Raw genomic sequence first — 12,245 nt, 5'->3', positions numbered from 1 at the left:
TCTACTCCGTCAGGGCCTTGAGGGATGCGATCGAACGGCGGGCGAAACGCTCGTCATCATTCGGCTTGTCATGTTCCATCACGTACAGTCTGACATTGGCCTTCTCCAGCGACGCCAGCAATGATTTCCAGTCCATCACGCCATGGCCGACATCCGCCCAGCCGTCCTCGTCTGCGTTTTCGCCCTCGGGAGCGATGTCCTTGACATGCGCCGCTACAATGCGGTCGCCATACTGGTCGATCCAGGAAAGCGGGTCGGCCTTGCCGCGCACGATCCAGGCGATGTCGGCCTCCCAGGCAAGCGTCGGACCGCCGTCCAGGATATGCTGCAGCGGTTTGCTGCCGTCGGACAGCGGGCGGAATTCGAAATCGTGATTGTGCCAGCCGACCGTCAGGCCGGCGTCTCGAAACGGTTGACCGGCCTTTTCGAGACGCGCGCCGAAGGCCCGCCAGCCAGCCGCGTCGCCCGGCCGGTCCGGCTCCATCAGATAGGGGCAGATTACCATCTTCATGCCCGTTGCCTGCGCCACCGCCATCGCCTTGTCCGGCGCGTCTTCCAGCATGTCGAGGCCGAAATGGCCGGACGACATAGCAAGACCGGCGGCCTTGAGCGCTTCTCCGAGCGACGCTGGGTCCGCATAGAGGCCGCCATACCCCTCGACCTGGGTGTAGCCGAGCCCCTTTAGCATCGACAGGGTTTTTTCAAGGGGGGGGGATTCGCGGGAAGAATAGAGCTGGTATGATATATCTTTCATGGGATTTCCGTTCGTGGATATAGGCCGGTTGAATAGCGCAAGGCTGCGGCTTAGAGCCGAAGCTCCGTTTTCTTGTCGAATATGGACGCGCGGGCCGGATCGAAGCCGATCCTGACGGTCTCGCCCGTCGAGACCGCGAGTTGGCCGTCGACGCGAAACCGGAAATCCTGGCCGCCGAGTTTCGACCAGACGAGAGTATCGGATCCCATGGGCTCGACCACGTCGACCCGGACCTCTGCGCTGAACGGTGAATCGGCGGCTGCGTCGCCGAAAGCGATATGTTCCGGACGGACGCCCAAGGCGCAGGCGCCCTCCGACGAGCCGTCCTCGAATGGATACCGCTCAAGATCCACGACCACGTCGCCAGAAGTGAAGCGCGGTTTCCCGTCGCGCGTGATTGCTCCGTCCAGGAAATTTATGCTCGGAGAACCGATGAATCCGGCGACATATTTGTTGATCGGGCGATTGTAGATCGTGTGCGGATCGGCAAGCTGCAGGATTGCGCCGCCACGCATGATGGCGATCCGGTCGGCCAGCGTCAGCGCCTCGATCTGGTCATGGGTGACGTAGATCATCGTGGTGTTTTCAAGCTGCTGGTGCAGACGCTTGATTTCCACACGCAATTCGGCGCGCAGCTTGGCGTCGAGGTTGGAGAGCGGCTCGTCGAACAGAAATACGTCGACGTCGCGCACCAGCGCCCGGCCGATGGCGACGCGTTGCCGCTGACCGCCCGAAAGCTGCGCCGGCTTGCGCTTGAGCAGCGGTTCGATATGCAGAAGTTCCGCGGCCTGCTTGATCCGTTTGGCGATCTCGTCGCGCCCCACGCCGGCGTTTCTCAGCCCGAAGGCGAGGTTTCCCTCCACCGTCATCTGCGGATAGAGGGCGTAGGACTGGAACACCATGCCGATGCCGCGGTCCTTCGGCTCCTCCCAGGTGACGTTTTTGTCACTGATGAATATCTGGCCGTCGGAGATGTCGAGCAGGCCGGCGATGCAGTTCAGCAGCGTTGATTTTCCGCATCCCGACGAACCGAGGAGCACCAGGAACTCGCCGCGGCCGACCTCGAGATTGAGATCCTGCAGGACCTTTACCTCGCCGAAACTCAAGAACAGGTTTTTAACCGATACGCTTGCCACGACTTTTTACCCTTTCACCGCGCCGGCGGCGATGCCGCGCACGAATAGCTTGCCCGAGATGAAATAGATGATGAGCGGCACAAGGCCCGTGATGATCGTGGCGGCCATGTTGACGTTGTATTCCTTCACGCCCTGCGTCGAATTGACGATATTGTTGAGCTGAACTGTCATCGGATAGGTCTCCGGACCTGTGTAGACGACCCCGAACAGGAAGTCGTTCCAGATGCCGGTGACCTGAATGATCATGGCGACGACGAAGATCGGCAGGCTCATCGGCAGCATGATCCTCAGATAGATCGTCCAGAAACCGGCGCCGTCGACGCGCGCCGCCTTGAACAGCTCTTCCGGGATCGACGTGAAGTAGTTACGGAAGAGCAGGGTCAGGATCGGCATGCCGAAGATCGTGTGCACGATCACGAGCCCCGTCAGGCTTCCGTAGAGGCCGATTTCGCGCAGGATGATGACGATCGGATAGAGCATCACCTGGTAGGGGATGAAGGCGCCGACGATAAGGATCGTGAAGAAGATGTTTGCGCCCTTGAAGCGCCAGTTCGCCAGCGCATATCCGTTCACCGACGCCACCAGGATCGACAGGATCACCGAGGGAATGGTGATCCGCACCGAGTTCCAGAAACCGCGGGAGAGGCCGTCGCAGTTCAGCCCCGTACAGGCCGTCGCCCAGGCCTTGACCCAGGGTTCGAACGTGATTTCCAGCGGCGGCGAAAAAATATTGCCGAGCCTGATCTCCGGCATTCCTTTCAAAGAGGTCACCACCATCACGTAAAGCGGCAGCAGATAGTAGATCGCGGCGACCGTCAGCGTGCCGTAGATGATGATGTTGCGGCGAGACAGCCGGCGCTGCGGCTTCATTCCGCGCGGCTCGGCCCTGGCGGCTTGGCTTGCCGGGAACGTTGCGGTCGAACTATCCATGGCTCTTGCGGCCTCCGAATTCGAGATAGGCCCATGGAATGACGACGATCGCCACCGATAGCAGCATCATCGTCGACGCTGCGAAACCCTGTCCAAGATTTTGTGACAGGAACATCGCGTCATAAACGTATTTCGCAGGCACTTCCGAGGCGATGCCCGGCCCGCCGCTGGTCTGCGCCACGACCAGATCGTAGACGCGCACGATGCCGGACGCGATGATGACGACGGCGGTGATGAAGACCGGCCGCATCATCGGAATGACGATGAAGAGATAGGTTTTCCACATGGGGATTCCGTCGACGCGCGCAGCTTTCCAGATGTCCTCGTCAATGCCGCGCAGTCCGGCGAGCATAAGGCACATGACAAGCCCGGTGCCTTGCCAGAGCGCGGCGATCAGGATGCCGAAAATGACGATGTTCGCGTTGTAGAGCGGATCGAAATCAAAGCTTTCCCATCCGAGCGACCGCACCACGCTCTGGATTCCGAAATCCGGGTTGAGCAGCCATTGCCACACCAGTCCGGTGACGATGAAGGACAGCGCGAACGGAAACAGAAAGATCGAGCGGAACGTGTCCTCGAAGCGGATCTTCTGATCGAGCAGAGCCGCGAGAACAAATCCGATGATAAAGGAGAAGATCAGCGAGCAGATCCCGAAAATGAACAGGTTCTCGATGGAAATCAGCCACTTGTTGCTGTTCCACAGGCGCTCATACTGATCGAGCCCGACGAATTTCGCCCGCGGCAGCAATTTGGAATTGGTGAAGGAATAGATGATGGTCCAGACGGTGCCGCCGACGAATACGACAAGCGCCGTCGCGATCATCGGGATCGCGCTGATCTTCGCATTCAGATTCCGGAACAGCCTGATTGGCCGATTGCTCGACATGCGGCTTCCCCCCGCTGATCCCGGTCCGGCGGCGCATTGCCGCCGGACCGGGTCATTTCGGTTCAGCCTTAGTCGGCGTTTTCGACGATGTCAGCGTAGCGCTTCTGCGCGTCCTCGGCGGAGATCGACGGATCTTTCATGAACTCAACCATGAGATCGTTGAACTGCGTCTGGGTGTCGGCCGAAAAGACCTGGTCGCCGGAAGGCAGCATGCGGCCGGCGGCGAGGATTTCCAGACCCTTCTTCATGCAGTCATTGGCTGCTTCAAGGTTGACGTCGCCGCGAATCGGCAGGGAGCCCTTCTTCAGGTTGAAGGCGACCTGCACCGGCTTCGAAGCCATCAGCGAGGCGAGTTCGAGCTGCGCCTTGGTCTGCTCCGGATCGTCGAGTTTCGGAAAGTAGAAGGCGTCGCCGCCCGTCGAGATGTATTCATGCACGCCGAGACCCGGCAGGCAGGAATAGTCTTGGCCTGCGACCTGGTTTGCGACCTGGAATTCGCCTTGCGCCCAGTCGCCCATGATCTGTCCGCCGGCTTCACCGGTAATCACCATGTTGGTGGCCTGGTTCCAGTCCTGGACGTTGGATTCCTTCGCCATTTCGCGGGCGTTGGCCATGGCCTGAAAGACCTTCGCCATTTCAGGACTGCGCGCCGCCTCGGCGTCTTTTCCGAGGTTGACCTGCTTCCAGAGGTCAATGCCGCCGATCGCGATCTGCACAGCGCCGAAGAGCAGGTTGGACTGCCAGGGCTGGTTGCCGAGCGCCAGCGGCACCTTGCCGGCTTCAACGAGAGCGGGGACGGCGGCTACGTATTCGTCCCAGTTCGTGGGAACCGGAACGCCGGCGTCTTCAAACGCCTTGTGAGAGAGCCAAAGCCACTGCGGGGAATGGATATTGACCGGCACGCAATAGATGCGCCCGTCGAGCGTGCAGCTGTCGAGCAGCGACGGCGGGTTGACGACGTCCTTCCAGTTTTCCTTTTCAGCGAGCTCCGTCAGATCGACGAACAGTCCGGCCTCGATGAGTTCTTCGGCCTGGCGACCATGGTTGAACTGCGTGGCGCCCATCGGATCGCCGCCGGTGATGCGGCTGATCATGACGGGACGCGCCGTGCCGCCGCCGCCGGCGATCGCGCCGTCGACCCATTTGTTTCCGGTGGCGTCGAAAGCCTTGGCGAATTCGGCGACCGCAGCGGCTTCACCGCCTGATGTCCACCAATGTGTCACTTCGAGGTCTGTCGCCTGAGCCGCGCCGAGCGGCATCGCCACTGTAGCCGCCAAAGCGAGAAGTCGAGTATGAAAACGCATAGTTGTCCTCCCAATCTGCAACGTTGCAGTAAAAACGTTAGAAGAAAAGATTTCAATTTGCAATAGCGCCGTTCAAATCGATTCAATGCGGGTCTGAACGACGCCACGCAGGCGTTTTCGGCTTAACCGAAAACAACCGTTGAGTGCAAACAGAAATTTCATGAAACGCCGAGATTATAAGAAAAACAGACCCTTACAGTGATCCGGCGCAGGGTGAATTTGAGCGTCAAAGCGGATTGTGGGTGTCGCTATCCTGCGCCGCGCGGGCGGGCGGACTTGCTTTTTTCCTGCAACGTTTTAGTAATATGCGCCCGGACCGGCTGACGACCCAGTCTTTTTTCCCACTTCGTTCACGCCGGTCAATCGCCTGGAGGGTATCTCGGTCATGGTCAAGTCAGCGCGTCCCGGAAGCCCGGCCCGTTCGGCTGACCGTCTCGGCGGCCAGCGGCCAACGCTGAAGACGATCGCCTATCTGACTGGCCTCGGCGTGACCACCGTGTCGAAAGCGCTGAAGAATGCGCCGGATATCGGCGAAGACACCAAACATCGGGTGCGGACTGTGGCGGACCAGATCGGCTACCTGCCCAATCGCGCCGGCGTGCGCCTGCGCACCGGCAAAACCAATGTCATCAGCCTTATTTTGGACACCGAGGATGAAATCACCGGCCTGACCTCCAACATGGTGCGGGGCATTTCCGAGGTTCTCGCCCGAACGCAATACCACCTCGTGGTCACGCCCTATGGCGATCCGGGAGACCGCATGGGGCCGGTGCGCTACGTTGTAGAGACCGGATCCGCTGACGGCGTCATCCTGTCGCGCACCCAGCCTGACGATCCACGCGTGCGCTATCTGGCGCAAAACAACATGCCGTTCGCCACGCATGGCCGGACTGACATGGAGGTCGAGCACGCGTATCATGATTTCGACAACTGCGCCTTTGCGCGCGAAGCCGTCGATATCCTGGCGGGTCTTGGCTGCCGGCGACTCGCCCTGCTCGGACCACCCGACAACCAGACCTATTCCCGGCATATGCGGTCGGGGTTTCAGGCCGGTGTCGCGGCCCACGGTCTTGAAACCGTCGCCATCAATGACGTGACGGTCGATGACCGCATCGAGGAAATCGAAAGCGCGGTTTACCGGCTGATGACGTCGGCCGGTCGTCCGGACGGGATCGTCAGCGGAAGCGCTGCCACGGCGATCGGCATCTGCGTCGGTGCGGAAAAGGCGGGTCTGGCGATCGGCAAGGACCTGTCGATCGTCTCGAAACAGTCGTCCTTCACCTATCTTCGATGGTTCCGACCGGCGATCCACGTCATCGGCGAGGATTTTCGCGAAGCCGGCCGGGATCTCGCCCGTTCGGTGCTGGGGCTGATCGAAGGCGATCCGGTCGCGAGCCACCAGACGCTGGTCTATGACGGCGTCGCCGAAGAGATCGGAAGCAAGCTCGAGGCCAGCGAACCCGTCTAGCCGGAATCAGGTATCGTCTCCGTCCTCGAACTCCTCGGCGAGATCGGCAATGAGGTTGCGGCGGATATGCGCCTTGTCGCCAAGCCTGCCGGCCGCCGCCGCCGCAAGCAGCTGCGCCATGCTCAATATGCTCGTCTCGGTCATCTCGTCCCAGGGAGTGGAGACGTGACAATTGAGCACCAGCGCGCCCTTGCGCTGCGCTTTGCCGGCGTTGGTCGGGTCGGTGATCGCGATCGACCGCAGCCGCGTCGTGCGCGCAAAGGTCAGCATGGTCGAAATCTGTGGCTGTTAGGGTCGCACCGCGAGGACAATCAGCGTGTCGTTCGGCCCGGTCGAAGCCAGTTCTTCCGGCCAGGTCGCCGCGTTTTCCGAAATCAGACGCACGCCCGGCCGGATGCGCGACAGGAGGATGTGGAGATATTTGGCGAGGCCGTTTTCTATGCCAAGTCCCGCAACCCAGACCCGGCCGGTCTATCTCGCAGACCGCGTGGTGGTGCTCTCGCAGCGGCCGGCCCGGATCGTCGCCGATGTCACGGTTCCGTTCGAGCGGCCGCGCCCGGCTGATCTTCACCGCGCGCCGGAGTTCCATGAATTGTGTGACGAGATCGGTTCGTATCTCGATCATTCTGCGGACGGCGCCGATTCATGAACGATTCCGGAAACCGCGTGGCGACTCTGGTCCTGCTCGTAGCCCTCATTGTTATCTGGGAGATCGCCGGACGGCTCCAGCTCGTCGCCGGCGGCACGTTGCCGGCGCCGTCGGCGATCCTGGCGCGCATCTTTGTCGATCGGGCGGATTACTGGCCGCATGTGCTGGCGACCTTGCGCACATCAGCGGCGGGTTTCGTCATTGGAAACGCAATCGCGATCCTTGCGGTTATCTGTTTTTGCCTGTGGCCCTTTTCCGAGCGGCTCATGCGCGGCGTCAATATCGCGATTTTCGCTGTGCCGCCTATCGCGCTTGTTCCGGTCCTCGTCATCGCGCTGGACGGAGAGGTCGCGCGCATCACTCTGGCGGCGCTGCTCGTCTATTTCCCGACCATGACCGCGACGCTATCGGGGCTGAACGACGTCGATCCGCGAACCACCGATCTGATTTCCGCCTATGGCGGCGGCCGGTTCCGCGCGCTTCGCATGGTGCGGCTGCGCGCCGCCGTGCCCGCGATGATGAGCGGGTTCCAGGTTGCGGCGCCGGCGGCCGTGCTCGGCGCAATCCTGGCGGAATTCGGCAGCGGCGCGCGCTGGGGTCTCGGCACCTATCTTCTGGGATCACTCGGCCGCGCCGAGCCTGACAGGCTATGGGGCATCGGCCTCACCGCCACGGCGATCGCCGGCGTCGGCTATGGCCTTGCGGCGCTCGTCGCGCGCATGACAACGGGCGTCAACCGAGGCGTGACCATGGCCCCGGAGCCGCCGCAGGCGGGCGATGCAGAAAGCCGTTTGCGGTCGATCGCAATGACGATCGCGGCGATCGCCTTTCCGTTTCTCGTCTGGCAGGCGCTGCTCGAAATCAGCCAGCTTTCGCCGATCATCGCCAAGACGCCGCTCGGCGTCGTCGATTACCTGTTCTTCTCCAACGCCAGCGCCGTCGCGCAACAGAAACTGCTGGCGGCGCTCGCCGAAACCATTCCAATGACCATCGGCGGTATGTTCCTGGGTCTCGCCATCGCCTTCGTTCTGGCCTTGATCGCCTTCGCCGCCCCCACCATCATGAACGCGCTCCTGCCTTTCGCGCTCATCACCCAGACGATGCCGCTCGTTGCGCTCACCCCGCTCGCTGTGCTCATCTTCGGTCGCGGCGTCGCCGTGACGCTTGTCATAACGGTGTCTGTGACCTTCTTCGCCGCCTTTGTGGTGCTGGCGCAGGGTTTTGCGCTGATACCGCGCGCGGCCTTCGATCTGGTCGACGCCTATGGCGCGAACACCGTCAAGAAGCTGTGGCTGGTCGCCATTCCTGCAAGCCGCAACTGGCTGTTCGTCGCCGCAAGGCTCGCCATGCCCAAGGCGCTGCTCGGCGTCATGATCGCCGAATGGCTGGCGACGGGCAGAGGCCTCGGCAATCTGCTCAACCAGTCGCGCGGCTATCTCGATTACGGGATGATCTGGACCGTCGCGCTCGTCTCGGTGCTGGTGGCTGTCGCCCTATACCAGCTTACTTATGCGATCGACCGGATGACCCGGCCGCGTTGAGGCGGCGATTACGAGGGTGAGGTTTTGACGGCGTCCTCGGCAATGTATCCGATAACAAGCATGGCGATCCACATGAAGATCAGATTTATAAAAGCGCCAGAGGGATTTCGGCATCGCGAGAGTATCGAAGGTTCGGCCAGTGGGAACGCGACAAATTCAGGCCGCTGGAAGCGTACTGGTAGAAATCACGTTGCTGCGGGGTTGCGGCTCGCCTTAATGCGCCTCGTCCCAGTTGGAGGCGGCGCGGGCGTCGACCTTCAGCGGAATCTTCATCGCCACCGCCGGCATCGCGGCGTTCTCCATGATGTCGGTCGCGACCCGGATCGTTGCGTCGACCTCGTCGTCCGGCGCTTCGAAGATCAGTTCGTCATGCACCTGCAGAAGCATGCTTCCCGTCAGATTCGCTTCGTCCAGCGCTTCGTCCATGCGGATCATCGCGCGCCGGATGATATCGGCGGCCGAGCCCTGGATCGGCGCGTTTATGGCGGCGCGCTCGTTGAATGACCGGACCTGCGGATTGGATGACTTGATCTCCGGATAGTGCGCGCGCCGGCCAAAGATCGTCTCCACATAGCCGTGCTCGCGGGCGAAAGCCTTGGTCGAGTCCATATAGTCTCGGATGCCCGGGAAGCGCTCGAAATAGGTCTTGATGTATTCGCTTGCCTCCGAACGGGGAATGGAGAGCTGGTTGGCGAGACCGAAGGCGGAAATACCATAGATGATGCCGAAATTGATCGCCTTGGCGCGGCGGCGGATTTCCGAAGGCATGTCCTTGACCGGCACGCCGAACATTTCCGACGCGGTCATGGCGTGAATGTCCAGACCCTCTTCGAAGGCCTTTTTCAGCGCCTCAATGTCGGCGACATGGGCGAGCACCCGCAATTCGATCTGCGAATAGTCGGCCGACACCAGTTTATAGCCCGGCTGTGAAATGAAGGCGGTGCGGATCTTGCGGCCCTCGGCGGTGCGCACCGGAATGTTCTGCAGGTTCGGTTCGGATGAGGAGAGCCGGCCGGTCGTCGTCGAGGCGAGCGCATAGGAAGTGTGCACCCGGTCGGTCTCGGGGTTGATGAAGCCCGGAAGCGCGTCCGTGTAGGTGGACTTGAGCTTTGTGAGCTGGCGCCATTCGACGATCTTGCCGGGAAGTTCGAGCCCTTCCGCCGCCAGTTCTTCCAATTTCTGCGCCGTGGTCGACCATTGGCCGGAGCGGGTTTTCGTACCGCCCGGTAACCCCATCTTGCCGAACAGGATCTCGCCGAGCTGGCGCGGCGATCCGACGTTGAATTTTTCGCCGGCGAGCGTCTGGATCTCGTCCTCGAGGGCTGCGGCGCCTTGCGCGAAATCGCCCGACAATCGAGACAGGATCTGCCGGTCGACGCTGACGCCGCGCATTTCCATATTGGCAAGGGTCGCCACCATCGGACGCTCCAGCCGTTCGTAGACGCTGACAAGGCCGTCGGCCGCAAGACGCGGTTTCAAAGCCTGCCAGAGACGCAGCGTGACGTCGGCGTCCTCGGCCGCATAGGCCGTGGCCTTTTCGATATCGACGAAATCGAAAGTGACGGCGGAGCGTCCGCTTCCGGCGACCTCCTTGTAGGGAATCGGCTTGTGGCCGAGCCAGCGTTCCGACAGGGCGTCCATGCCCTGGCCGCCGACGCCGGCGTCGATGGCGTAGGAGATCAGCATCGTGTCGTCGAAGCTCACGATTTCGACGCCGTGGCGCTTCATGATCAGCCAGTCATATTTCATGTTCTGCGCGATCTTGAGGATGGACGGGTCTTCCAGCAGCGTTCTCAGCCGCGTCAGCGCTTCATCGACCGGGATCTGGTTTTCCACGAGACCGCCGCCCAGCAGATCGTCGGCGCCCGCCTTGTGGATCAGCGGCGTATAGGCGGCCTGTATCGGCCCGCTTGCCGCCGCCTTGCCGTCCTGTGGCTGATAGGCAAGTGAAAAGCCGACCAATTCGGCCTGCATCGGGTCGAGAGAGGTCGTTTCCGTATCAAAGGCGACCACGCCGGTTTCCCGGGCGGCGGCGATGAAGGCGTCCAGCGCCTCGACGTCACGGAGGCACTGATAGGAGGAATGATCGATCTTGGCGCTCGCGGCCTGCTCGGCCCGCGCCTTGGCGAGGGCCTTCGGCGTCCATTGTCCTTCTTCAGAGTCGCCGGCGGTCGAAGCCTCCGGCGTTGCGGCGTCGCCCTCGTCGAGATCCGGTCCACGCGCCGCGGCGCCCCACGCGACCGCGACGGTGGCCGGATCGATGTCCGAGACTTCGGCGCCGGTCGCCTCCGCAACGCGACGGGTCAGCGTCGTGAATTCCATGGCCTTCAGGAACGCGACCAGTTTCGGACCGTTCTGTGGCTCCAGTTTGAAACTGTCCAGATCGTCCTCAACCGGCGTATCGATCTTGAGCGTCACGAGTTCGCGCGACAGACGCGCCTGGTCGGCGAATGCGATGATGTTCTCGCGTCGCTTGTTCTGCTTGATCTCCTCCGCCCGCGCCAGCAGCGTGTCGAGATCTCCGTACTCTTCCAGAAGCTGGGCCGCCGTTTTTGGCCCGATTCCAGGCACGCCCGGAACATTGTCGGTGGAATCGCCGGTCAGGGACTGCAGGTCGATCATCTTTTCCGGCGGCACGCCCCATTTTTCGATGACCTCCTCACGGCCAATCTGCCGGTCCTTCATGCTGTCGTACATCGACACATGCGGGGTCACGAGCTGCATCAGGTCCTTGTCGGAAGAGATGATCGTGGTGTCGGCGCCGGCTTCCTCGGCGAGCCGCGCATAGGTGGCGATCAGATCGTCGGCCTCGAAGCCTTCCATCTCGATGCAGGGCAGGTCGAAGGCCTTTGTCGCCTCGCGAATCAGGCCGAACTGCGGAACGAGGTCTTCCGGCGGCTCTGACCGGTTGGCCTTGTAGTCGGGATAGAGTTCCTTGCGGAAGGTCTTGGAGGAATAGTCGAAGATCACCGCCAGATGGGTGGGCGTGACCCCGACGGACGTGTCTCGCGCGTCTGCGAGAAGTTTCCACAGCATGTTGCAGAAGCCGGCGACGGCGCCCACCGGCAGGCCGTCGGATTTGCGGGTCAAAGGGGGCAGGGCGTGGAAGGCCCGGAAAATGTAGCCCGACCCGTCGACCAGGAAGAGATGATCATTCTTGTTCATGGCGGAATGGATACCCCAGCCGCGATACCGCGTCCATGCCATTGGTTCGCCCGCAAGCCTCAATTCTGCCAACAGGAGCGCGCGCGCCGCTGAGGGTCGTGCAAAATGCGGCGAAGAATCAGGCGCGGCGGTCGATTTTCCCAACTCATTTGACAGTTCGATGCAGGAATCCCGTGCTGCCAACTCAGATTTCAAAAATATTTTTTGATCGATTCGGGGCGGTTACCGTCAGGGTTGCTGAACCGCGCCAAAATGGCCGGTTCTTGGCTTTCGAGTTGCGCCAGGATTCTCGCCGCGCTCACCCGTTCGGGTGATGATGCGGCTTAGCCTTTGATTCTAATGACAACTTGTCGCATTGCCGAATCCGGACCGAAACAGGCAAATATTCATCGTGCAGATAGTTTCTATCGAG

Annotated in this window: 10 protein-coding genes; 3 read left to right on the top strand and 7 right to left on the bottom strand. The window is 61.5% G+C overall.

All coding sequences use genetic code 11. From position 1 onward, the window contains the following. Position 1: 1 nt before the first annotated feature. The 5 genes from AAFN47_RS22625 to AAFN47_RS22605 form a co-directional block, all read right to left on the bottom strand. Positions 2 to 754, bottom strand: coding sequence for a sugar phosphate isomerase/epimerase family protein (locus AAFN47_RS22625; RefSeq protein WP_499811532.1), 753 nt, complete (start codon positions 752 to 754; stop codon positions 2 to 4). 50 nt (positions 755 to 804) lie between these two features. Beyond that, a complete protein-coding gene (locus tag AAFN47_RS22620) occupies positions 805 to 1,890 on the bottom strand; it encodes an ABC transporter ATP-binding protein (protein ID WP_499811531.1) in 1,086 nt (361 codons plus the stop codon). A gap of 6 nt (positions 1,891 to 1,896) precedes the next feature. Next, positions 1,897 to 2,820, bottom strand: coding sequence for a carbohydrate ABC transporter permease (locus tag AAFN47_RS22615; RefSeq protein WP_499811530.1), 924 nt, complete (start codon positions 2,818 to 2,820; stop codon positions 1,897 to 1,899). Continuing rightward, on the bottom strand, positions 2,813 to 3,706 hold the full coding sequence (locus AAFN47_RS22610; RefSeq protein WP_499811529.1) for a carbohydrate ABC transporter permease: 894 nt from the start codon (positions 3,704 to 3,706) through the stop codon (positions 2,813 to 2,815). Before AAFN47_RS22610 ends, AAFN47_RS22615 begins: the two co-directional genes overlap by 8 nt. A 68-nt stretch (positions 3,707 to 3,774) precedes the next feature. After that, positions 3,775 to 5,010 (bottom strand): ABC transporter substrate-binding protein, encoded by a 1,236-nt coding sequence (locus tag AAFN47_RS22605; RefSeq protein WP_499811528.1) that lies wholly within the window; start codon positions 5,008 to 5,010, stop codon positions 3,775 to 3,777. A gap of 385 nt (positions 5,011 to 5,395) precedes the next feature. Between AAFN47_RS22605 and AAFN47_RS22600 the strand changes: the two genes are divergently transcribed. Continuing rightward, entirely contained in the window at positions 5,396 to 6,478 is a 1,083-nt protein-coding gene (locus tag AAFN47_RS22600; RefSeq protein ID WP_499811527.1) for a LacI family transcriptional regulator, read from the top strand. 6 nt (positions 6,479 to 6,484) lie between these two features. Here AAFN47_RS22600 and AAFN47_RS22595 read toward each other — a convergent pair whose 3' ends face one another. Next, a complete protein-coding gene (locus AAFN47_RS22595; RefSeq protein WP_499811526.1) occupies positions 6,485 to 6,748 on the bottom strand; it encodes a hypothetical protein in 264 nt (87 codons plus the stop codon). Positions 6,749 to 6,794: 46 nt separating this feature from the next. Here AAFN47_RS22595 and AAFN47_RS22590 point away from each other — a divergent pair, with 46 nt between their 5' ends. Further along, on the top strand, positions 6,795 to 7,127 hold the full coding sequence (locus AAFN47_RS22590) for a hypothetical protein (RefSeq protein ID WP_499811525.1): 333 nt from the start codon (positions 6,795 to 6,797) through the stop codon (positions 7,125 to 7,127). After that, entirely contained in the window at positions 7,124 to 8,668 is a 1,545-nt protein-coding gene (locus tag AAFN47_RS22585; protein ID WP_499811524.1) for an ABC transporter permease, read from the top strand. The genes AAFN47_RS22590 and AAFN47_RS22585 overlap by 4 nt, the downstream gene beginning before the upstream one ends. A 213-nt stretch (positions 8,669 to 8,881) precedes the next feature. On the opposite strand, the gene polA is transcribed toward AAFN47_RS22585, so the two are convergent. Then, on the bottom strand, positions 8,882 to 11,833 hold the full coding sequence (polA, locus tag AAFN47_RS22580) for a DNA polymerase I (RefSeq protein ID WP_499811570.1): 2,952 nt from the start codon (positions 11,831 to 11,833) through the stop codon (positions 8,882 to 8,884). Positions 11,834 to 12,245 lie beyond the last annotated feature (412 nt).

The organism is Hoeflea sp. CAU 1731 (assembly GCF_039888615.1).
In the GTDB taxonomy this organism is placed as follows: Bacteria; Pseudomonadota; Alphaproteobacteria; order Rhizobiales; family Rhizobiaceae; genus Flavimaribacter.
This window is presented reverse-complemented; position numbering and strand designations above follow the sequence as displayed.

Bases quoted from the DNA above. Each gene is read 5' to 3' on its own strand.
- AAFN47_RS22625 (WP_499811532.1), bottom strand. From the start codon at position 754: ATGAAAGATATATCATACCAGCTCTATTCTTCCCGCGAATCCCCCCCC.
- AAFN47_RS22615 (WP_499811530.1), bottom strand. From the start codon at position 2,820: ATGGATAGTTCGACCGCAACGTTCCCGGCAAGCCAAGCCGCCAGGGCC.
- AAFN47_RS22610 (WP_499811529.1), bottom strand. From the start codon at position 3,706: ATGTCGAGCAATCGGCCAATCAGGCTGTTCCGGAATCTGAATGCGAAG.
- AAFN47_RS22605 (WP_499811528.1), bottom strand. From the start codon at position 5,010: ATGCGTTTTCATACTCGACTTCTCGCTTTGGCGGCTACAGTGGCGATG.
- AAFN47_RS22600 (WP_499811527.1), top strand. From the start codon at position 5,396: ATGGTCAAGTCAGCGCGTCCCGGAAGCCCGGCCCGTTCGGCTGACCGT.
- AAFN47_RS22595 (WP_499811526.1), bottom strand. From the start codon at position 6,748: ATGCTGACCTTTGCGCGCACGACGCGGCTGCGGTCGATCGCGATCACC.
- AAFN47_RS22585 (WP_499811524.1), top strand. From the start codon at position 7,124: ATGAACGATTCCGGAAACCGCGTGGCGACTCTGGTCCTGCTCGTAGCC.
- polA (WP_499811570.1), bottom strand. From the start codon at position 11,833: ATGAACAAGAATGATCATCTCTTCCTGGTCGACGGGTCGGGCTACATT.